This window comes from Thermopolyspora sp. NPDC052614, from assembly GCF_040678635.1.
Classification (GTDB): domain Bacteria; phylum Actinomycetota; class Actinomycetes; order Streptosporangiales; family Streptosporangiaceae; genus Thermopolyspora.
The window spans coordinates 207289-228683 of the sequence record NZ_JBFATZ010000009.1; the positions used below are offsets into that span (position 1 = coordinate 207289).

A 21395-nucleotide genomic window follows, 5' to 3' on the forward strand; every position below is an offset into this window, starting at 1 on the left:
ACGACCGCCCAGCCGATTGTCGCGGTAGTAGCGTTGTTACGCATAGCTTGCAATGTCCGCCAGGGGTGGTCGGGCACGGCGGGCTGGGGGAACCACACGTCGCCCGCGTATCCGGCGAGCTGCCCGCTTTCCAGGGCGCGCACGATCGCGTCGCGGTCGCAGATCTTGGCGCGGGCGGTGTTGATCAGGTAGGCGCCGCGTTTCACGGTCGCGATGAGCTTGTCGTCGAACATTCCTTCGGTCTCGGGGTGCGGGGGGCGTTGATGGTGACGACGTCGCAGTGCGGGACCATGTCGGCGGTGCTGGGGTGGAAGGTCAGGTTGAGTTGTTCCTCGGTCTCGCCGGGGGAGCCGCCGGCGGTCGGTGTAGTGCAGGTGTACGTCGAAGGGGTGCAGGCGGCGCAGTACGGCCAGGCCGATCCGCCCGGCGGCGACGGTGCCGAAGTGCATGCCCTCCAGGTCGTAGGAGCGCGCCTGGGGGTGGGCAGGGTCTGGCCGCCGGGATAGCGGTCCAGGGTGGGCAGGTCGTCGCGGGCGTAGGAAGCCGGGTATCCGTCGACCAGGTCGTCGTACAGCACGCACAGCACTTTCGCCATGCTCTTGGCCCTCTCGCCGGTGATCGGTCAGGTGCCCTCACTGTGTGCGGGAGCCGGAGTGAGCGTCAAAGCGAAAGCTTCTATCGCCGGATAGGCGGCGGCTATGTGCCGATGTGGCGTTCGTCACGGGCCGGAGGCGGCGGTCAGGGCAGGTGCTCGTTTAGTAGCCGGTCCAGGCGGCCGGGCAGGTCGCGGCCGCGGGCGACGTCGAGCAGCGCCCAGGCGAGCACGGGCTCCGGGGAACGGTCGGCGATCACCAGGCCCACCCGGGGCGTCAGCGCGGGTGCCCGCACGCGGAGCGGAGTTTCCTCTTGTCTTATCACTCCACAAGTAGTCTCATTGTGACTACATTTGGTCCGGGCGGCCTCAGGGTCGCGGCAGGACGGGCGTATGGGCCCGATCGAGTGGAAGGGAGCCGAACGCCGATGACGGTGACCCTGGAGAAGAGCGTCGAGGACTTCATCGCCACGCCGCGCCGGTTGTTCATCGACGGGCAGTGGGTGGAGGCCGCCTCGGGGAAGGTCTTCGCCACTCCCAACCCCGCCACGGGGGAGACCCTGGCCCAGGTCGCCGAGGCCGACGCCGAGGACGTCGACCGGGCGGTGCGGGCGGCTCGGCGGGCCTTCGAGGGGCCGTGGTCGCGGATGACCGCCTCGCAGCGGGGGCGGATCATCTGGCGGATCGGCGATCTGATCGAGGAGCACGCCGAGGAGCTGGCCCAGCTTGAGTCGCTGGACAACGGCAAGCCGCTGTCGGTGGCGCGGGTCGCCGACATTCCGCTGGCGGCCGAGCTGTTCCGGTACATGGCGGGCTGGGCGACCAAGATCGAGGGAAACACGATCACCCTGTCGCCGCCGTTCGCGCCCGATGCCGCCTTCCACGCCTACACGCTACGCGAGCCGGTCGGCGTGGTCGGCCAGATCATTCCGTGGAACTTCCCGCTGCTGATGGCCGCCTGGAAGCTGGGCCCGGCGCTGGCCACGGGCAACACGATCGTGCTCAAGCCGGCCGAGCAGACCCCGCTGTCGGCGCTGCGGCTGGCCGAGCTGATGGCCGAGGCCGGGCTGCCCGACGGGGTGGTGAACGTGCTGCCCGGGTACGGCGAGACCGCTGGCGCGGCGCTGGCCGCCCACGACGGCGTGAACAAGATCGCCTTCACCGGGTCCACCGAGGTCGGCAAGCTGATCGTGCACGCCGCGGCGGGCAATCTGAAGAAGGTCACCCTGGAGCTGGGCGGCAAGAGCCCCAACATCGTCTTCGACGACGCCGATCCCGAGCTGGCGATCCCGGGCGCGGCCAACGCCATCTTCTTCAACCATGGGCAGTGCTGTGTGGCAGGGTCGCGGCTGTTCGTGCACGAGAGCAGGTTCGAGCAGGTGGTCGCCGGTGTCGCCGACATCGCCCGCGGCATCACGCTCGGCCCGGGACTGCACCCTGACACCCAGATGGGGCCGCTGGTCTCCGACGAGCAGCTCCGGCGGGTGACCGGCTACCTGGACTCCGGCCGCGAGGAGGGCGCGCGGACGGTGGCCGGGGGTAGCCGGTACGGCGAGCGCGGCTACTTCGTCGAGCCCACGGTGCTGGTGGACACCCGCCCGGACATGGCGGTGGTGCGTGAGGAGATCTTCGGGCCGGTGGTGGTGGCCTCGCCGTTCGCCGACCTGGACGAGATCGCCGCGCAGGCCAACGACACCGCGTACGGGCTCGGAGCGGGCATCTGGACCCGCGACATCTCCAAGGCGCACGCGCTGGCCCGCAAGATCCGGGCGGGCACGGTGTGGATCAACTGCTACAACGTGTTCGACGCGGCCCTGCCGTTCGGGGGCTACAAGCAGTCGGGCTGGGGCCGGGAGATGGGGCATGAGGTCCTTGAGGCCTACACCGAGGTGAAGGCGGTCTGCGCGCAGCTGCACACCTGAGTTCACAAGAGCTCACACAAGCTCCCGTGAGGTGGAACCGCACCCCACCGTCGCGGGGGATCTGGGGTGGGGCGCGGCCAGGCGATCCCGTCGAGCGGCTCTCGGCGGCGGCCGCGCCCCCCTTCTTTTCCGGTCCCGTCCGGCGGGATCAGGCGGGGGTGCGTACGGCGAGCGCCAGGTAGCGATCGTCCTCGTCGTGGCAGGCGGTCAACGCCCACCCCGTACGGCCGAGCAGCGGGGTCAGGTTCTCCCGCGCCCGCAGGTCGCCCGGGGTGAGCCGGCGGCCGTGCCGGGCGGCGAGGACGGCACGGCCGACCGGGTGGAACAGCGCCAGCCGGCCACCGGGGCGGGTGACGCGGGCCAGTTCGGTGAGCATGGCGGCCGCGTCGGGAAGGTGGGAGATCAGCCCGGCGGCGAACACCGCGTCCACGGCCGCCTCGGGCAGCGGCAGCCGCGCCACGTCGGCGATCAGCAGCGGGCCGTAGGCGCCGCGCCCGCGCTCGCGGGCGGAGTAGATCATCTCCGGGGTCAGGTCGATGCCGATCACCCGCCCGTCGGGGCCGACCGCATCTCGCAGCAGGGGCATGGCCCGGCCGGTCCCGCATCCGGCGTCGAGCACGATCGAACCCCGCCCCGGCGCCAGCTCGGCGATCGCCGCGGCGAAGACGGGGCCGTCGTCGGGAAACTTCTTCTCCCAAGTGGCCGCGCGCGCCGCGAAGAAGGCACGGACGCCGCGTACGGAACGGTAGGCCGGTGAGTTGGCCGCGAGTTCGGCGAACGCCGCCGCCTGCGCCCCGTCGAAGCCCGCCGGGACGTCCAGGATGGGCATGGCGGCGGCTTGGGCCTGCTCGCGCAGGTGTGAGCCGGGCGGACGTTCCTCGGCGCGTCCGGGGTCGCCGATGACGATCAGGGCGCGGAAGCCGTCCAGGTCGGGGGGCGGGCTCTCTCCCGCGTAGAGGCGGCACTCCTGGAAAGCGAGGTTGTGCGCGCGCAGCGCGTCGAGCACGGGCTCCGGCCAGGGGTCGGGGCCGTAGCGAAAAATCAGCACATCAGCCGGAATGTCACTCATTTTCCAAGTCTTTCGTCACGCTTCGACTCTTGTGTCACGGGGGTGTCGTCGGCGTACCCGGGTAACAGAGGTGAGACGAAAACCATTCGACCATAAGGGAAGGCCTGACATGCGGTTGAGTGCGCGCAATCAGATTCCGGCACGGGTGACGGCCATCACGAGAGGTGAGGCGACGGCCAACGTCGAGCTCGACGCGGCCGGGATCCGCCTGGTGGCCGCGATCACGGTCGAAGCCGCCGACGAACTCGGCCTGACGGAGGGCAGCGAGGTCGTCGCCGTGATCAAAGCCTCCGAGGTGATGATCGGTGTGAAATGACCGAGCGATCCCTGGAGCGCTCCGCCCCGCCGCGACCATGGCGGGCGCCGTCCGCGGCGCTCGGCCGGAGCGCGAGGGGTGGGGGTGCCCGCTCGTCAGTCCGGGCAGGCAAGTAGTCTCATTGTGACTACCGAGTCGCTCGATTGACCGGGCGGCATGGGTTCGGCTGACGTCAACCGGCGATGGAACGCCGCACCGCCGGGAGGAACGCCCGCAGAGCGGAAGGTGGCTGATGCTGGATGACGGCGATCGAAAAGGGCGCCGACCATGTCATCGCGCTCCTCCCCCGGCCGCTCGTTCCCGGGCGCCAGAGGGACGCGGCCCTCAGCAGGAGGTCCACCGCGTCCCATCCGGTCCCCGGGCACGTGCGGGCGCAGGCCGTCCAGGGAGGTGACGTCGATCAGGGATGAAACCCGCGCCGAACGCGATCTGCCTGGGCGGGCCCTGCCACGGCATGCTCACCCACATCCGCCAGGACGTCGGCGTTCTGGACATCCCGCTCCCGACCCGTCCGTCGGATGACCCGGAGGAGACCGCCCGTTACCGGATCACCGTCGGGCGGGTGCACCACCCTTCCTCCGCCGAGCCGTTCATCATCCTGCGATGGGCCGATTCCCCGCCGGGCCGTGGATTCTCCAGCGGCCCGGCGGGGCGGCGATGACCTGCCGGGCAGGCCCACTCACGCCGGAGCCCTCGTACGGTGGCCCGCCGTGCTACGCCGGAAAGCCGACGGAATGGGTGTCCATGAAGTCGCGGATTCCCTCAATGCCCATCTCGCGGCCCATGCCGCTGCCGTTGAAACCTCCGAAGGGCGCCCGCTCGTCCAGGTGGGCGGCGCCGTGGGTGTTGACGAAGGTGTAGCCGGTGCGCAGCCGGGCGGCGATTTCGGCGGCGCGGTCCTCGCTGCCGGTCCAGACCGAGGAGCACAGCCCGGACCAGGTGTCGTTGGCGCGGGCGACGGCGTCGTCCACGTCATCGAAGGGCAGGATCGGCACGGTGGGGCCGAACTGCTCCTCGGTGACGACGCGCAGGTCGTCGGCGGGGTCGAGGACCAGCGACGGCCGCAGGAAGTTGCCCCGGGACAGATCGGTGCCCTCGGCCGCCTCGCCGTACTCGCGGACCTCGGCCCCCGCCTCGCGCGCCTGGTCGAGCAGCTCTCGCACGTAGGCGAGCTGCCGGGGGCTGTGCAGGGGGCCCATCGTCACGTTCTGGTCCAGGCCGTGGCCGAGCCGGGTGTCGGCCAGGAGCCCGGACAGGCCCTCCACCACCTCCTCGTACCGTGACCGGTGCACGTAGACGCGTTTGACGGCCATGCAGATCTGGCCGGTGGAGTCGAACGTGCCGGTGAACAGCCGCCGCATCGCCTCCGGGCCGAGGTCGGCGTCGTCGAGGATGATGGCGGGGTCGTTGCCGCCCAGTTCCAGGGTCACCCGGGTGAGCGACCCGGCCGCCATCGCCAGGATCCGGCGGCCGCCGGCCGGGCTGCCGGTGAAGCAGACCTTGCGCACCCGCTCGTCCTGGATCAGCGCAGGCCCGATCTCGGCGTCGGCGCCGGTCACCACGTTCAGCACCCCCGGCGGCAGGGCCTGGGCCACCTGCTCGACCGTGCGTACGAGGGCCAGCGGCGCGGTTGGCGGCGGCTTGACGATGACGGTGTTGCCGGCCAGCAGCGCCTGCGGCAGCGAGGCCGCCGCGATCGCCAGCGGCCAGTTGAACGGCACAATGATCGTCACCACGCCCAGCGGCAGGTAAGAGACCTCGGTCCGGTACGGCGGGGCCGCCAGCGTCGTCACCTGCTCGACCTGGTCGGCCAGGTCGATGGCGAGCCGGAAGCGGTGCTCGAACACGATGGAGTCGATCACCGACTCCATGAGGATCTTGCCGTTCTCCCGGGTGAGCACCTGTGCCGTGGCCTCCCGGTCGGCCTCCAGCGGCTTCAACGCGGCCAGCAGCATCGCGGCACGCGCCCGCGCGCTGCAGGCGGCCCAGTCCGGGAACGCCCGCTGCGCCGCGGCGACCGCCGCCGTGGCCTGCTTGGCGTCCGCGGCGGCCGCGTACCCCACCACCGAGACGCCGTCGGCCGGATCGATGACCCGCAAGGCGTCATCGGCCCCGCGGGTCTCGCCGTCGATGAACAGCTCGGTTGTGATCTCGGGGAGTGGACGGGGTGATGTCATCGGCTACCACCTTCGAGTCGTTGCGGGAGCTCCGGCCCTGCCCGTGCCCCGGTCGTCAGGCCCGCCCGTCGAGCGGGATCGGACGAGAGCCGGGTCGTCGTACGGGTTCCCGGCGGGCCGGGTGCCGGGCGGGAAGTTCGGCTCACAGAGGTTGTTGGGAGGCGGTGTCGGCCCGTCGAGCTAGTAGTCACAATAAGACTACTTTGCGGCAGGGATGCACAAGAGGACACCGGTAGGCTTGTGTGCATGGAGCCGCCGTCGCTATCGCTCACCGAATGGGTGGTGCTGGCCCTGGTCGCCGAGGGCACCACGCACGGTTTCGCGATCGCCCGGCTGACCGACGCCTCGGGGCCGCTGGGCGAGATCTGGCAGATCCCCCGGCCGGTGGTCTACCGCGCGCTGGACCGGCTGTGCGAGCTTGGGCTGCTCCGGCCCGCCGGCACCGAACCCGGCAGTGGCGGCCCGCGCCGTGTCCTGCTCGCCATCACCCCCGCCGGGCTCGACCTGGTGACGGCGTGGCGGCTGCATCCGGTCGCCCACGTCCGCGACATCCGCACCGAACTGCTGGTCAAGCTCGCGCTGCTCGACCGGGCCGGCCTGGACCCCAAGCCCCTGCTGGAGGCCCAGCGCGAGCGCCTGCTCCCGATCCTCGCCGCCCTGCGGCGGCGCCGCGACCAGGCCTCGGGCTTCGACCGCACCCTGGCGGCGTGGCGATTGCAGACCGCACAGGCGAGCATGAGCTTCCTGGAGGCCGTCGAGGCTCCGGCGGAGTGAGGCCGGTATCGCCTCCAGCGGGGCACGGCCGTCCCTCTTGTTATCCGGTCCGGTAAGTAGTCTCATTGTGACTACTTGCGGCTACTCGGTTGCCTGGTCTCGCCGTCAGGCGGCGGGGCGCCAGTCGGGGTCGGTGAGGAGGTGGGCGACGAAGAGGCGGGTGGTGGCGGTGGGGGTGGCGCCCGCAACGGCGTGCCAGTCACGGCGGAGGGGGGTGCCGGGGGCGTTGACGATGACGAGGGAGCCGTCGCGTAGTTTGTCGCGGACCGCGTCGCGGGAGACCATGGCGGCGCCGAGGCCGGCGGCGGCGCCCGCGATGACCGCGCCGTTGGAACCCAGCACCAGCCACGGCGGTCGCACGTCGCGCTCGGCGAGGTACGCCTCCGCCGTCAGCCGGGTGCCCGAGCCGGGCTCGCGCATCACCCACGGCGTGGTCGGCAGCGAGAAGGCCGCCGCGACCTCGGGGGAGGCGACCACGATCAGGTCGTTCGGCCGGGTCGCGAGCACCGTCGACGCGATGCCCTCGGGTGGGCGGCCGCCGAGCACGAGATCGGCCTCGTGCGTCGCCAGGCGGCGCCAGATCGTGTCGCTCGGGCCGGCCTCCAGTTCCAGGCCGACCTCCGGCCAGCGCGCCCGGAAGCTCGCGAGCAGCGTGGGCAGCAGGTGGTCGGCCGCGGTGGTCACCGCCGCGAGCCGCAGCCGCCCCCGACCCGGATCGGCCTCGCCGCGGGCCGCGGCCCGGCCCTCGTCCAGCAGCCCCAGCACCCGGCGCGCGTACTCGGCGTAGATCGTGCCCGCGGGCGTCAGCACGACGCCGCGGCCGGCCCGTTCCACCAGCGGCACCCCGAGGTCCCGGGCGAGCGCCGCCACCGCGGCCGACACCGCCGACTCGGTGACGAACAGCCGCCCGGCGGCCGCGCGTACCGAGCCGGTGTCGGCGAGCGCCACGAAGGAACGCAGACGAGACTCGGTCACTTGAGCATTCGTTTCACTATCACACGGGAATTCTCGATAGACGATACAAGTATCCGTGCCGCACGCTCACCATATGACGAACCGATGGTCAGCCGGAGTCATCCCGTACGCGGAGATGGGCTACTGGCAGCCGGATTACCAGCCGAAACCCAGCGACGTGCTCGCGGCGTTCCGGATCACGCCGCAGCCCGGGGTCCCGCCGGAGGAGGCGGGCGCCGCGGTGGCGGGCGAGTCCTCCACGGCGACCTGGACCGTGGTGTGGACCGACCGCCTCACCAGTTACGAGAACTACCAGGCCAAGTGCTACCGGGTGGATCCGGTGCCCGGCGCGGGCGACCAGTACATCGCCTCCATCGCCTACGGGCTCGACCTCTTCGAGGAGGGGTCGATCGCCAACCTGACCTCCTCCATCATCGGCAACGTGTTCGGCTTCAAGGCGCTGCGGGCGCTGCGCCTTGAGGACATGCGCATCCCGCCGCACTACGTGAAGACCTTCCAGGGGCCGGCGCACGGCATCGTGATGGAGCGCGAGTATCTGGACAAGTACGGCAGGCCGCTGCTCGGCGCCACCGTCAAGCCGAAGCTCGGTCTGTCCGCGCGCAACTACGGCCGCGTCGTGTACGAGGCGCTGCGCGGCGGCCTGGACTTCACCAAGGACGACGAGAACATCAACTCCCAGCCGTTCATGCGCTGGCGCGACCGGTTCCTGTTCTGCATGGAGGCCGTCGCCAAGGCGCAGGCCGACACCGGTGAGATCAAGGGCCACTACCTCAACGTCACCGCCGCGACCATGGAGGACATGTACGAGCGGGCCGAGTTCGCCCGCGAGCTCGGCAGCGTGATCGTCATGATCGACCTCACCATCGGCTACACGGCGATCCAGTCGATGGCCCGCTGGGCGCGGCGCAACGGGGTGCTCCTGCACCTGCACCGGGCCGGGCATTCCACCTACACCCGGCAGAAGACCCACGGCGTGAGCTTCCGGGTACTGGCCAAGTGGATGCGCCTGGCCGGGGTGGACCACATCCACGCGGGCACCGTGGTGGGCAAGCTGGAGGGGGACCCGAACGCGGTGGCCGGGTTCTACGACACGCTGCGGCTGGACCACGTCCCCGCCGACCCGGTGAAGGGGCTGTACTTCGACCAGGACTGGGCGTCCATGCCGGGAGTCATGCCGGTCGCCTCCGGCGGCATCCACGCCGGGCAGATGCACCAGCTCCTGCACCACCTCGGCGAGGACGTGGTGCTGCAGTTCGGCGGCGGCACCATCGGCCATCCGATGGGCATCGCGGCCGGCGCGACCGCGAACCGGGTCGCGCTGGAGGCGATGATCAAGGCGCGGAACGAGGGCCGCGACTACCTCGCGGAGGGCCCCGACATTCTGCGGGCCGCCGCCAAACGCAGTCGTGAACTCGACATCGCCCTGTCCACCTGGGGTGACATCAGCTTCACGTACGAGTCCACGGACACCCCGGACGTCGTCCCGACCCCCACCTTCTGAGGACCCGAGCCCATGCGCATCACCCAAGGCACGTTCTCGTTCCTGCCCGACCTGACCGACGAGGAGATCACCGCGCAGATCGCCTACGCCCTCGGCAACGGCTGGCCCTGCTCGGTGGAGTTCACCGACGAGCCGCATCCTCGCAACGTCCTGTGGGACATGTGGGGCCTGCCGATGTTCGACTCCGCCGACCCCGCCGCGATCCTGCACGAGATCAACGAGTGCCGCCGAGCCTACCCGGACCGCTACATCCGGCTCAACGCGTACGACTCCTCCTATGGCCGCCAGACGACGGCGTTGTCGTTCATCGTGCAGCGGCCGGCCGAGGAGCCGGGTTTCCGGCTCGACCGGGAGGAGGCCGGCGATCGGCGGATTCGCTACCGTACGCACCCGTACGCGCTGGACCGGCCGGCCGGGGAGAGGTATGGCGGGCGGTGAGCGAACGGCCCGGTTTCGGCATGCACCGGCCGCACCCCGGGATGCCCCAAGAATCGACCGGTTCGGCGGGAGCGGCGCCGCCCGCGCCGCTCCCGCCGCTTCCGCCCGACGCCACCGTCGACCTGGAGCGAGAGCGGTCGCGATCGGGAATCGACGAGGTGCTGGCCGGCCTGGACGACGAACTGGTCGGGCTCGCCACCGTGAAGGCCCGCGTCCGGGAGATCGCGGCGGTGCTGCTGATCGACCGGATGCGCGCCCGGTTCGGGCTGCCCACCACCCGTCCGAACCTGCACATGTGCTTCACCGGAAGCCCGGGAACGGGCAAGACGACGGTCGCGGTGCGACTGGCCGGGCTGCTGCACCGGCTGGGCTACCTGCGCCGCGGCCACCTCGTCACGGCCACCCGGGACGATCTGATCGGCCAGTACGTCGGTCACACCGCCCCCAAGACCAAGGAAGTGCTCAAGCGCGCGATGGGCGGCGTGCTCTTCATCGACGAGGCGTACCACCTGTACCGGGTCGGCAACGAGCGCGACTACGGGCAGGAGGCGATCGAGATCCTGCTTCAGGTGATGGAGAACCATCGTGATGACCTGGTGGTGATGCTCGCCGGGTACGCGGACCGGATGGAGGCGTTCTTCTCCGCCAACCCCGGCATGAGCTCGCGTGTCGGCCACCACATCGACTTCCCCGACTACACGGGGGACGAGCTGGAAGCGATCGGCGCGCTGATGCTGCGGCGCGACGGCTACGAACTCGCCCCCGAGGCCGGGCCGGTGTTCCGCGACTACCTGGACCGGCGACGCGTCCAGCCCCGGTTCGCCAACGCCCGCAGCGTGCGCAACGCGCTGGAGCGCGCCCGGCTGCGGCACGCGTACCGGCTGGTCATGACCGGCGGTGAGATCGGCAGGGCGGAGCTGACCACGCTGCGTCCCGAAGACTTTCTCGCCAGCCGGGTCTTCACCGATGCCAGCGCTCGTCCGGCTCGATCCCGTGCCGCCGCAAACGGTGATGCCGCAGAACGTTCGCGTTGACCGACACCACGAACACGCTGCCGGCCACGACCATCGCCACGGTCATCGCGCGGATCCACCACTCGCCCGGCAGGAACGCGAGAACCGCGCAGACCGGCATCACCACGACGGCGAGGTGACCCCCCAGGATGCGGCCCCGCCACCCGGTGGCGGTCAGGTCGCGCCACACCCAGCCCTGATGCTCGGCGGGCAGGCGGAACCCCAGGGCGTACCGGATCCGGCGCCAGGGGCCGGGCACGTTGATCACCAGAAATCCTTGGGCGTCGCGGATCATCGCCCGCCTCCGGCGATGACGACGGGCGGGTCGGCCCGGCGGATGTGGACGAACGCGCCGGCAGTCACGCCGAGCGTGCTGCGTACGGCCGAGCCCGGCGAGTTCGCGGGCACCCAGACGACCCGGTCCGGCATGTCCGTGACCGCCAGCGGCAGGGTGATCGCGCCCTCTCCGGCGGAGACCGTGATCGGGTCCCCGTCCACGGCGCCGAGCTCGGCGGCGGTGGCGGCGGAGAGCCGCGCGACCGGGCGGGGCGCCGTGGCGGCGAGGCTGTCCGCGCCGTCCTGGGATCGGCCGCTGTCCAGCAGCAGCCGCCAGGTGGTCAGCACCGCCTCGACGCAGAGCGTCGGCGAGGAGGTCGGGCGGGGCAGGCGCGGCGGAGGGGTGGTCGTCGGCCCGGAGGGCCGGTGGCGGGGTCGCGCCCCGGCCCAGCCGCCCAGGGCGGCGAGCTCCGCGCGGGCGGCGGCGGGGTGCGGCAGTCCCAGGTGGACGCCCAGCTCGGCGGCGATCGCGTCGAGCACCCGCAGGTCGCTCAGAACCGGCGTGCCGGGCAGGGCGGCCTCGAACGGGCGTGATCTGCCCTCCCAGTTGACAAACGTGCCCGCCTTCTCGGCCACGGCGGCAACCGGCAGGACGACGTCGGCACGCTCGGTCACCGCGCTCGGCCGCAGCTCCAGACTCAGCAGGAACGGCACGCGTTCCAGCGCCCGCAGCGCCGCCCGGGGGTGACTCAAGTCCTCGATCTCCAGGCCCGCGACGACCAGCGCGCCGATCCGCCCGTTCGCGGCGTCCGCCAGGATCCGGTCGGTGTCCCGACCCGGCGTGGCCGGAAGGTCCGCGACATCCCAGCACGCGGCCACCTCGGCGCGGGCGCGCCCGTCGGCCACCGGCCGCCCCCCGGGAAGCAGCGTGGGAAACGCGCCCGCCTCCAGCGCGCCCCGCTCACCGGCCCGCCGCGGCACCCAGCCGAGCGCGGCACCGGTACTCGCGGCGAGCTCGGCCGCCGCCGTCAGCCCGCCGGGCACCTCCGCCAGCCGTTCGCCGACCAGGATCAGCGCCCCCGGCAGCCGCAGCAGCCGCGCCACCTCCGGCGCGTGCGTCCCGCCCCACCCGGCCGCGGCGTCCGATGGTTTCGCGATGCCCGGCCTGTGCGGTGGAATGTCCGCCCGGCGTTCGACCGTGGCGAGGTCCGCCAAGGGGTCCGCCAAGGGGTCCGCGGGGAGGTCCGTCAAGATGTCCGCCATGAGGTCCGCCAACACGTACGGCTCCGCGCCTGGCGCGGCCCGCAGCAGACGGCCCGGCACCCGGGCGAGCCCGGAGGAGGCGAAGGGCGCGATCGAGACCACGGCCGTGCCGCCGCGGCGCGCGGCCTTGCGTAGCCGCAGGTGCAGGATGGGGGCCTCCTGCTCCGGCTCCAAGGCGACGAGCAGCACCACCGGGGCGCGTTCCACGTCCGCGTACGTGGGGCCCAGCGGCCGTCCCGCCACGTAAGCGGCGAGAAAGCGGCTCTCCTCCGCCGACATCGGCCTGGCCCGGAAGTCCACGTCGTTCGTGCGGAGCACGATCCGCGCGAACTTCGCGTACCCGTACGCGTCCTCGACGGTGAGCCGCCCGCCGGTGAGCACCGCCGCGCCTCCGGGTGCGCCGACATGCGCGTCGGTGAGGCCGCGCGCAGCGGCGCGCAACGCCTCCGGCCACGACGAAACCACCTGCCCGCCGGTCCGGTCGCGCACGAGCGGACGGTCGAGCCGGTCGCCCACCGTCGCACCGTGGAAGGCCCATCTGCCCTTGTCGCAGTTCCATTCCTCGTTCACCGCCGGATCTTCGGCGGCCTGGCGGCGCACGACTCCGCCTCGCCGTACATCCACCCGAAGGGCGCAGCCGGCGGCGCAGTGCTCGCACACCCCCGGCGTGGAGACCAGGTCGAACGGGCGGGCACGGAACCGGTACGACACGCTGGTCAGCGCCCCGACCGGGCAGATCTGCACGGTGTTGCCCGAGAAGTACGAGTCGAACGGCCTGCCGTCGGCGGTGGCCACCCGCTGCGCGGCCCCGCGCTCGCTCAGTTCGATCAGCGGATCGCCCGCGATCTGATCGGCGAACCGGGTGCAGCGCGCGCACTGCACGCACCGCTCCCGGTCGAGCAGCACCTGGGCGGAGAGCGCGACCGGCTTGCGGAAGGCGCGTTTGGGCTCCTGGAACCGGGACTCGCCCCGGCCGGTGGACATCGCCTGGTTCTGCAGCGGACATTCACCGCCCTTGTCGCATACCGGGCAGTCGAGCGGGTGATTGACCAGCAGCAGTTCCATCACCCCGCGCTGCGCGGCGGCGACCTGCGGCGAGGAGGCCCCCGTCCGCACCACCATGCCGGGCATGGCCTCGATGGCGCAGGCGGGCAGCAGCCTGCGCTCCCCGGCGACCTCGACCAGGCATTGACGGCACGCGCCCACCGGGTCGAGCAGGGGGTGGTCGCAGAACCGTGGGATCTCGATGCCGACGGTCTCGGCCGCCCGGATCACGTGTGTCCCCGCCGGGACGGCGACCCGGATCCCGTCGATCAGCAGGGTGACGAGGCCCGCACCCCGATCACCGCCGTCCCGTGCCACATCGCTCTTGGGTTCGTCTCGACTTGGCTCGTCCCGGGTTTCGCTGTTCCTGGTTCGGGTGTCGTGGGCCGTGCCGGTGTGGATCCGCCCGCCCCGGCCCCCGCCGTCCCCTGCCACATCGCTCTTGGGTTCGTCTCGGGTTGGCTCGTCCCGGGTTTCGCTGTTCCTGGTTCGGGTGTCGTGGGCCGTGCCGGTGTGGATCCGCCCGCCCCGGCCCCCGCCGTCCCCTGCCTCGCCCGTCCGGTGACGGTCGCCGATACCGGGGCCGAATCGCGTGCCCCCCTCGTTCGATCTGCTGGACATCTGCCACCTCTCGGCCGGTCGGAAGGAGGAGGAACGCCGGTCACCTGCTGGCGGCCACCAGGTGATAGAGCAGGAGAAGCTGGGTGATGGCCAGCGGCTCGCTGTGCCCGCCCTCGCCCAGCGCGCCCAAGGTCTCGGGCGGGTCGCCCGCGTCCACGCCGAGATCCGACCAGATGGCCTTGCGTACGACGTGGCTCTCCTCGGGCGGCGCGTACCCGTGGATGTGCAGGGCGTCGACCGGTCGGCCGTCCTCGTCCCGGCTCAGCCGCAGGTGGATGGCGTGCTGCTCGCTGTCCGCGAGGATGCGGCTGAGGTCCGGGTGCCTGATGGTCGGCCGCAGCACCAACTCGGCCGAGAGCGGGGTCTCCGGCGGGTCGTGCCGTTCGGGCACCGGCGCGAAACGCACGATGATGTCGGCGAACCGCCGCTGCGGGCGGATGAACCGCTCCGACTCCGGTTCCCGGCGCTCCAGCTCGGCGACCACCTGCTCGACGGAGTAGCCCCGCTTCGTGGTGTCCCGGGCGATCTTCCACTGCTTGCGGATGGGCTCGGGCGGGTCCAGGTAGACGGTGATGTCGAAGCACGCCCGGCTCAACTTGGTGTGCAGCGGCAGCAGGCCCTCGACGATGACGAACTCGCGGGGCTCGACCAGGCGCGGCCGGGTGAGCAGGCCGGTGCCGTGGTCGTACACCGGCTTGAGGATCGGCTGGCCCATCGCGAGCAACTGCAGATGCTGCTCCATGATCTCGATGTGGTTGCAGTCCGGGTGCAACGCCGTGAACGGCAGCGATTTGCGCTCCTCACGGTCGTAGCGGTGGTAGTCGTCCGCCCCGATCACGGTCACCCGCTCGGGCCCGAGCGACTGCGCCAGCCCGCGGGTGAGCGTGGTCTTGCCCGCGGCGCTGTCGCCGGCCACGGCGACCATGACCGGCCGGCGGGTCGACGACGGTGAGCCGTCGACCCGCCGCATCCGCACCAGCTTGTCCGGCATATTTGCTACCCCTCTGCTCGGCTCGGAAGATGTGCCAGGGCGGCCCGTACGACGGAGTCGACGCTGAAGCCGTACTCGCGGTAGACGACCTGGCCGGGCCCGCTCGCCCCGAAGCCGCGCAGCCCGAGGACCGTGTCGCCGGGCCGGGCCAGCGCCCGCCACCCGTGCGGCACGCCCGCCTCGATCCACACGGCCGGGCAGTCGGGCGGCAACGTCCACCCGGCGGCCAGGGCCTGCTCGAAGCGTTCCCGCCACGGCACCGACAGGACCCGGGCCGACACGCCCCGGTCCGCCAGTTCCTCGGCGGCGGCCAAGGCGAGGGACACCTCGGACCCGGTGGCGATGAGGGAGACGTCCGGTACGGCGGCGCCCTCGCGGACCACCCACGCCCCGTACAGGTCGAGCGTTTCGGCGGGCGCCGGAGGGAGCACGGGGAGGTCCTGTCGCGTGAGGATCAGGGCGGCCGGGCCGTCCATGTGGAGCGCCAGCCGCCAGCAGGCGGCGGTCTCGTTGGCGTCGGCGGGCCGCAGCACGGTCAGGCCGGGGATGAGCCGCAGCGACTCCACCTGCTCGACCGGCTGGTGCGTCGGGCCGTCCTCGCCGACCGCGATCGAGTCGTGCGTGAGGATGAACACCACGGGCAGCCGCATCATGGCCGCCAGCCGGATCGCCGGGCGCATGTAGTCGGAGAACACCAGGAAGGTGCTGCCGAAGGGGCGCAGGCCGCCGTGCAGCGCGAGGCCGTTGAGCGCGGCGGCCATGCCGTGCTCGCGCACGCCGAAGCGCAGGACACGGCCGCCGTAGTCGCCGCGCCGTACGTCGCGGGCCCCGGGGATGGCGGTGCCGGTCGATGCCGCCAGGTCCGCCGAGCCGCCGACGAGCCTCGGGTACGCCGGTGCGATCGCGGCGAGCACCGCGGCGGACGCCTTCCGGGTGGCCATCGCGCCGCCCGGCTCGAAGACCGGCAGCAGGCCGGCGAGTTCGGCGGGCGGGGCGGCGGAGGCCGACGGCTCCCACTCGGCCGCGAGCCCGGGATTGGCCAGGGCCCATTCCCGGTGTTCACGCTCCCACTCCAGCCGGGCGGCCCTGCCCTTGGCCGCCAGTTCGCGGCAGCGCCCGGCGACCTCGTCCGGCACGTGGAAGCGTTCCTCGGGCCAGGCGAAGGCCGCGCGGGTGGCCGTCAGCTCGGCCTCGCCCAAGGGGGCGCCGTGCGCGGCGCTGGTGCCGGCCAGGGTCGGCGCGCCGTAGGCGATCGTGGTACGGACCGCGATCAGGGTGGGGTGGTCGTCGTCGGCCGTCGCCGCGGCGAGCGCGTCGGCCACCGCGTCGGCGTCGTTGCCGTCCTCGACGCGCAACGTCTGCCAGCCGTACGCGGCGAACCGCGCCAGGGCGTCGTCGGCGCAGCTCTCCCGGGCCGACCCGTCGATGGTGATGTCGTTGTCGTCGTAGATGACGATCAGGCGGCCGAGGCCGAGGTGCCCGGCGAGCGACGCCGCCTCGTGGCTGATGCCCTCCATGAGGTCGCCGTCGCCGGCCAGCACCCAGGTGCGGTGGCCGACCACGGTGTGCTCGGCGGTGTTGAGCCGGTCGGCGAGCATGCGCTCGGCCAGCGCCATGCCGACCGCGTTGGCCAGCCCCTGGCCGAGCGGCCCGGTGGTGGTCTCCACGCCCGGCGTGTGCCCGTACTCCGGGTGACCGGGGGTCTTCGACCCCCACTGACGGAAGCGCCGCAGCTCGTCCAGGGGCAGGTCGTATCCGGTCAGGTGCAGCAGCGCGTAGAGCAGCATCGAGCCGTGCCCGGCGGACAGCACGAACCGGTCGCGGTCCGGCCAGCCGGGTTCGGCGGGATCGTGCCGCAGAAACCTCGACCACAGCACCCAGGCGGGCACCGCGGCGCCCATGGGAAGGCCGGGATGCCCGCTGTCGGCGGCCTGCACGGCGTCCGCGGCGAGCATGCGAATCGTGGTGACCGCGAGCGCGTCAACGTGATCGGCGCCGCCTGTGGAGGTGGTGTGCATGGTCGTGACGGTAGATACCGACGATGAGGCGAAAACCCCCCACATGGGGGGTTGTAAGGGGGAAACGGCAATTTGCCTGGTTCGGGGGCACCCTTGACGCAGCGAAAACACTTACCCTCACTTCATGGTGAACCAGCCCCTCCGTCTTGTCTTGGTGGACGATCACGAGATGGTGATCGAAGGGCTCAAGGCTCTGCTCGCACGCTTCCGCGGGCGGGTCCGGGTCGTCGGGCAGGCCGTCAGCGCCGACGCCGCGGAGCCCCTCGTCGCCGCGCTCGACCCCGACATCGTCGTGACCGACGTACGGCTGCGCGGCTCCGTCAGCGGTCTGGACCTGTGCCGTCGCCTCGTCGAGGCCAACCCCGACCGGCGGGTCGTGCTGCTCAGCGCGTACGACGACGAGCAGTACCTGTTCCAGGCGCTGCGCGCGGGCGCGGCCGGCTACCTGCTGAAGTCGGTCGACGGCGAGGGGCTGGTGCGGCACCTGGAACTGGTCGCGAGCGGTGAGACCGCCCTCGATCCGACGATGGCCGGCCGCGCCGTGGCGTCCGCCGCGCGACTGCAGGCCGGGGAGTTCTGGCCCGGCGCCAGGTTCAGCCTCACCCAGCGGGAGAGCGAGGTCCTGAAGTTCCTGGTCGCCGGCCTGTCCAATCGGGCGATCGCCGGGAAGCTCGTGCTCGGTGAAGAGACGGTGAAGAGCCACGTGCGCGCCATCTTCCGCAAGCTGGAGGTCAACGACCGCGCCAGCGCGGTGGCGGTCGCCCTCCGTGAGGGGATCTTCCTGTGACCGGCGGCGACGCCGTCCGTCCGGCGGACCGGCGGCCTGGCGAGCGACTCGGCCGGTCCCCCGGGCAGGGGCTCGGGCTCGCCGACCCCGAGCGGGAGAACGCGCTGCTGGTCGCGATCATCGAGGCGATCTCGGCCGGGCCCGAACTGGAGGCGCTCGCGGCCAGCGTGGTGCGCCTGATCGTGGACGCCACCGCCACCGACGTCTGCTTCCTGCACGTGCTCGACGACAGCGGCCGGTCACTGACCCTGGTGGGCGCGACCCCGCCGTTCGACCGGGAGGTCGGGCGGATCCGGCTGCCCCTCGGCGAGGGGGTGGCCGGGTGGACGGCGAGCCACCGTACGCCGGTGGTGATCGTCGAGCACAAGGAGAACGACCCGCGGTACCGGTACTTCCCGCAGCTGCGGGGCGAGGACTACACCTCCATGGCCTCGGTGCCGATGGCCAGCGGCCCGGCCGGGCTGGTCGGCGTGCTGAACGTGCACACCCGCGCCCGCCGCGACTTCAACGAACGCGACGTCCGGCTGCTCACCTCGATCGGCAGCCTGATCGCCGGCGCCGTCCACCAGGCCCGCCTGCACCGCCGCCTGGCCGCCCGCGAGCGTGCCCACGAGCGGTTCACCGAGCAGGTCATCGCCGCCCAGGAGGCCGAGCGCCGCCGCCTGGCCGCCGACATCCACGACGGCATCACGCAACGGCTGTGCAGCCTCCGCTTCCACCTGAACGCGGCCGCCGAGTCGCTCGGCGACGTACCCAAATTTGCCCCTGAGCCGGCCACCGAGTACGCCGCCGAGTTCGCCGCCGGGCCGGCCCCAGAGTTCGCTCCGGCGTTCGTCGCCGAGCAACTGGACCGGGCCCGGCAGATCGCCGACCTGACCTTCGACGAGGCCCGTGCCGCGATCAACGGCCTGCGCCCGCCCGTCCTGGACGACCTCGGCCTCGCCGACAGCCTGGCGAGCCTCGCCCGCTCGATCGGCGAGGTCGAGGTAGTCGTCGAGGCCGAGGAGTGCGCGCTGCCGGAACACGTCGAGATCGCCCTTTACCGCATCGCCCAGGAGGCCCTCCAGAACGTCGTCAAACACGCCGGCGCGGAGAGCGTCTCCCTGCGCCTTCGCCGCGACGCCGAGCAGGTGATCCTCCAGATCAGCGACGACGGCCGCGGCATCACCGCCGACGCGCCCCCTGCGGACGAACCGTCCTGGCGAGGCTACGGCATGGGCAGCATGACCGAGCGTGCCGAACTCATCGGTGGCCGGTTGGAGGTTCACTCCCGCCCTGGCCAGGGGACGACGGTGACGGCTCTGGTGCCCGTCCCGCCGGTCGTCGCCGAGCCTGCGGCCGTGTCGTAGATCGCCGCTCGCGCCGCGGTGTCACCGCCCGCCGACGCGTGCCCCGTGGATGAAGCGTCCGGATTCACCAGCGTGCTCCACCGGTTGGGGGACGTCCGCGCGGGGCGGCCGCGGCTACCGTCCCGGCAGGAGACGCGGCCGGTCAGGCGGCGTCGGACCAGGGGAGGTGGCTCGTGGCGCAGACGCATGCCGGTGTCGGGGATCGGGAAGCCGGTCGAGCCGTACCGGATCGGGACCCGAACCGAGAGGACCCCCACCAGGACACAGATCTGGACCTGTGCCTGAGCCTGGTACGGGTCACCGAGGCCGCCGCGGTCGCCGCCGGACGGTGGGTGGGGCGGGGCAGCAAGCACGGAGCCGACCGGGCGGCCGTGGACGCGATGCGCGCGGCGGCGCGGACCCTGCCGCTGCGCGGGGTCGTGGTCATCGGCGAGGGGGAGAAGGACGAGGCCCCCATGCTGTTCAACGGTGAGGTCATCGGCACCGGCAGGGGGCCCGAGTACGACGTGGCCGTTGACCCCATCGACGGCACCACGCTCACGGCGAAGGGGATGAACAACGCGATATCCGTCATCGCGGTGAGCCCGCGCGGCTCCATGTTCGACCCGTCCGCCGTGTTCTACATGGACAAGCTCGTCACCGGCCCCGAGGCGGCCGGTGCCGTGGACCTCCTCGCCCCCGTCGCCGACAACGTGCGCGCGGTCGCCAAGGCGAAGGGCGGCACACCGCACGACGTCACCGTCTGCGTGCTGGACCGGCCCCGGCACACGCGGCTGGTCGCCGAGGTGCGCGCGACCGGGGCCCGGATCAAGTTCATCTCGGACGGGGACGTCGCGGGCGCGGTGCTGGCCGCCCGCGACGGCACCGGGGTGGACCTGCTGCTCGGCGTCGGCGGTACGCCGGAGGGCGTCGTCGCCGCCTGCGCCGTCACCTGCCTGGGCGGAACGCTCCAGGCCCGCCTGGCCCCGCGCGACGACGCGGAGCGGCGGCGGGCCCTGGACGCGGGCCACGACCTGGACCGGGTGCTCACCGCCGCCGACCTCGTCTCCGCCGACGCCTACTTCGCCGCGACCGGCGTCACCGACGGCGAGTTGCTGCGCGGCGTGCGGTACGGCCCCGGCCGCGTCGCCACCGAATCGCTGGTCATGAGCGCTCGCGACGGCACCGTGCGGGTCGTGTCCGCCGAGCACCGCCTTGACCGGGCCGACGGCCCCCTCCCCGGAAAGGAATGATCGACATGACCGACACGACCGACATGAACGACATCGCCCGCGTCGCCGCCGCGATGGTGGCCCCGCCCAAGGGAATCCTCGCCGCGGACGAGAGCATCCGCACCATGTCCGACCGGCTGCTCAAGGCCGGCGTGGCGCCGACCGAGGAGAACCGCCGCGACTACCGGGAACTGCTGGTGACCACGCCCGGCCTGAGCGAGGGCGTCAGCGGCGTGATCCTCTGCGACGAGACCTTCAACCAGAGGCTCTCCGACGGGCGTACGTTCCCCGAGGCGATCGCCGAGGCGGGCATGCTGCCCGGCATCAAGGTGGACACCGGCGCCAAGCCGCTCGCCAACGCCCCCGGCGAGACCGTGACCGAGGGCCTGGACGGGCTGCGCGAGAGGCTCGTCCGGTACGCCGCCCTCGGCGCCCGCTTTGCCAAGTGGCGTGCCGTGTTCAGCATCGGCGACGGCATCCCCAGCCGCCTGGCGCGGCGGGCCAACGCGCACGCCCTCGCCCGCTACGCCGCGCTCTGCCAGGAGGCGGGCGTCGTGCCCATCGTGGAGCCCGAGGTGCTCATGGACGGGCGGCATCCGATGAGCCGCTGCGCCTCCGCGACCTCCGTGGTGCTGCTGGAGGTCTTCGCCGAGCTGATGGACGCCGAGGTCCGCCTCGACGCCATCGTGCTCAAGCCCAACATGGTGCTGCCCGGCAAGGACTGGGGCGGCGCCGTCACCGCCGAGGGCGTGGCCCGCTCCACGGTCAGCACCCTGCGCAACGTCGTCCCCGAGGAGGTGGCCGGCGTCGCCTTCCTGTCCGGCGGACAGACGCCGGCCGAGGCCACGGCGAACCTCGCGGCGATCCGGAAGTGCACCGCCCCCTGGCCGTTGACCTTCTCCTTCGGCCGCGCCCTCGTGGATCCGGCCCTCGCCGCCTGGTCCGGCCGCCAAGACCGCGTGCCCGACGCCCAGCGCGCCCTCGCCAAGCGCGTGGCCCTCAACTCCGGCGCGCTCACCGGGGCGGTCCCGGCGGAGGCCGTACGGGACTGACCCGCC

General features: G+C 72.4%; 19 protein-coding genes and 1 pseudogene. 11 read left to right on the top strand and 9 right to left on the bottom strand.

Annotated elements, in window-relative coordinates:
- Positions 1–107 precede the first annotated feature (107 nt).
- Both AB0K60_RS20970 and AB0K60_RS20975 read right to left on the bottom strand, forming a co-directional pair.
- Positions 108–449 (bottom strand): annotated as a pseudogene (locus AB0K60_RS20970) (NAD(P)-dependent oxidoreductase); the annotation flags it as partial.
- A 289-nt stretch (positions 450–738) separates the two neighbouring features.
- Positions 739–888, bottom strand: coding sequence for a hypothetical protein (locus AB0K60_RS20975; RefSeq protein ID WP_364057268.1), 150 nt, complete (start codon positions 886–888; stop codon positions 739–741).
- Positions 889–1020: 132 nt separating this feature from the next.
- Here AB0K60_RS20975 and AB0K60_RS20980 point away from each other — a divergent pair, with 132 nt between their 5' ends.
- Positions 1021–2514: an aldehyde dehydrogenase family protein gene (locus tag AB0K60_RS20980; RefSeq protein ID WP_364057270.1), complete on the top strand. Its 1494-nt coding sequence runs from the start codon at positions 1021–1023 to the stop codon at positions 2512–2514.
- A 148-nt stretch (positions 2515–2662) separates the two neighbouring features.
- Here AB0K60_RS20980 and AB0K60_RS20985 read toward each other — a convergent pair whose 3' ends face one another.
- Positions 2663–3583 carry a methyltransferase domain-containing protein gene (locus tag AB0K60_RS20985; protein ID WP_364057273.1) on the bottom strand — a complete coding sequence of 307 codons (921 nt, stop codon included), beginning with the start codon at positions 3581–3583 and terminating at the stop codon, positions 2663–2665.
- 109 nt (positions 3584–3692) lie between these two features.
- Here AB0K60_RS20985 and AB0K60_RS20990 point away from each other — a divergent pair, with 109 nt between their 5' ends.
- Positions 3693–3899, top strand: coding sequence for a TOBE domain-containing protein (locus AB0K60_RS20990; RefSeq protein ID WP_364057276.1), 207 nt, complete (start codon positions 3693–3695; stop codon positions 3897–3899).
- Positions 3900–4305: 406 nt separating this feature from the next.
- The gene (locus tag AB0K60_RS20995) at positions 4306–4560 is read left to right on the top strand and encodes a hypothetical protein (RefSeq protein ID WP_364057279.1); all 255 of its coding nucleotides are present in this window, start codon (positions 4306–4308) and stop codon (positions 4558–4560) included.
- A 52-nt stretch (positions 4561–4612) separates the two neighbouring features.
- Here the strand turns inward: AB0K60_RS20995 and AB0K60_RS21000 are convergent, their stop codons facing one another.
- Positions 4613–6076 carry an aldehyde dehydrogenase family protein gene (locus AB0K60_RS21000; protein WP_364057282.1) on the bottom strand — a complete coding sequence of 488 codons (1464 nt, stop codon included), beginning with the start codon at positions 6074–6076 and terminating at the stop codon, positions 4613–4615.
- 246 nt (positions 6077–6322) lie between these two features.
- Between AB0K60_RS21000 and AB0K60_RS21005 the strand changes: the two genes are divergently transcribed.
- Positions 6323–6850 carry a PadR family transcriptional regulator gene (locus AB0K60_RS21005; RefSeq protein ID WP_364057285.1) on the top strand — a complete coding sequence of 176 codons (528 nt, stop codon included), beginning with the start codon at positions 6323–6325 and terminating at the stop codon, positions 6848–6850.
- A 105-nt stretch (positions 6851–6955) separates the two neighbouring features.
- On the opposite strand, the gene AB0K60_RS21010 is transcribed toward AB0K60_RS21005, so the two are convergent.
- Positions 6956–7825 carry a LysR substrate-binding domain-containing protein gene (locus tag AB0K60_RS21010; protein WP_364057288.1) on the bottom strand — a complete coding sequence of 290 codons (870 nt, stop codon included), beginning with the start codon at positions 7823–7825 and terminating at the stop codon, positions 6956–6958.
- Positions 7826–7898: 73 nt separating this feature from the next.
- Here AB0K60_RS21010 and AB0K60_RS21015 point away from each other — a divergent pair, with 73 nt between their 5' ends.
- Genes AB0K60_RS21015 through AB0K60_RS21025 form a run of 3 tightly spaced genes read left to right on the top strand, consistent with a single transcriptional unit; the run spans position 7899 to position 10798 of the window.
- The gene (locus AB0K60_RS21015; protein ID WP_364057291.1) at positions 7899–9326 is read left to right on the top strand and encodes a form I ribulose bisphosphate carboxylase large subunit; all 1428 of its coding nucleotides are present in this window, start codon (positions 7899–7901) and stop codon (positions 9324–9326) included.
- A 12-nt stretch (positions 9327–9338) separates the two neighbouring features.
- Complete coding sequence (locus AB0K60_RS21020; RefSeq protein WP_364057294.1) at positions 9339–9764, top strand: ribulose bisphosphate carboxylase small subunit; 426 nt, start codon at positions 9339–9341, stop codon at positions 9762–9764.
- Entirely contained in the window at positions 9761–10798 is a 1038-nt protein-coding gene (locus tag AB0K60_RS21025) for an AAA family ATPase (RefSeq protein ID WP_364057297.1), read from the top strand. Before AB0K60_RS21020 ends, AB0K60_RS21025 begins: the two co-directional genes overlap by 4 nt.
- Here AB0K60_RS21025 and AB0K60_RS21030 read toward each other — a convergent pair.
- The 4 genes from AB0K60_RS21030 to tkt all read right to left on the bottom strand — a co-directional run bounded on the left by AB0K60_RS21030 (position 10725) and on the right by tkt (position 16990).
- A complete protein-coding gene (locus tag AB0K60_RS21030; RefSeq protein WP_364057300.1) occupies positions 10725–11045 on the bottom strand; it encodes a DUF5313 family protein in 321 nt (106 codons plus the stop codon). The genes AB0K60_RS21025 and AB0K60_RS21030 overlap by 74 nt on opposite strands.
- A gap of 23 nt (positions 11046–11068) precedes the next feature.
- Entirely contained in the window at positions 11069–13678 is a 2610-nt protein-coding gene (locus AB0K60_RS21035) for an NADH-quinone oxidoreductase subunit G (protein WP_364057303.1), read from the bottom strand.
- 343 nt (positions 13679–14021) lie between these two features.
- Positions 14022–14972: a phosphoribulokinase gene (locus AB0K60_RS21040; protein WP_364057306.1), complete on the bottom strand. Its 951-nt coding sequence runs from the start codon at positions 14970–14972 to the stop codon at positions 14022–14024.
- A 5-nt stretch (positions 14973–14977) separates the two neighbouring features.
- Positions 14978–16990 carry a transketolase gene (tkt, locus tag AB0K60_RS21045; protein ID WP_364057309.1) on the bottom strand — a complete coding sequence of 671 codons (2013 nt, stop codon included), beginning with the start codon at positions 16988–16990 and terminating at the stop codon, positions 14978–14980.
- A gap of 124 nt (positions 16991–17114) precedes the next feature.
- Here tkt and AB0K60_RS21050 point away from each other — a divergent pair, with 124 nt between their 5' ends.
- The 4 genes from AB0K60_RS21050 to AB0K60_RS21065 all read left to right on the top strand — a co-directional run bounded on the left by AB0K60_RS21050 (position 17115) and on the right by AB0K60_RS21065 (position 21389).
- A complete protein-coding gene (locus tag AB0K60_RS21050; RefSeq protein WP_364057312.1) occupies positions 17115–17777 on the top strand; it encodes a response regulator transcription factor in 663 nt (220 codons plus the stop codon).
- A complete protein-coding gene (locus AB0K60_RS21055; protein WP_364057315.1) occupies positions 17774–19126 on the top strand; it encodes a GAF domain-containing sensor histidine kinase in 1353 nt (450 codons plus the stop codon). Before AB0K60_RS21050 ends, AB0K60_RS21055 begins: the two co-directional genes overlap by 4 nt.
- Positions 19127–19395: 269 nt before the next feature.
- A complete protein-coding gene (gene glpX, locus AB0K60_RS21060; RefSeq protein ID WP_364057631.1) occupies positions 19396–20358 on the top strand; it encodes a class II fructose-bisphosphatase in 963 nt (320 codons plus the stop codon).
- Positions 20359–20363: 5 nt separating this feature from the next.
- Positions 20364–21389, top strand: a complete 1026-nt coding sequence (locus AB0K60_RS21065) for a class I fructose-bisphosphate aldolase (RefSeq protein ID WP_364057318.1) — start codon at positions 20364–20366, stop codon at positions 21387–21389.
- Positions 21390–21395: the final 6 nt, after the last annotated feature.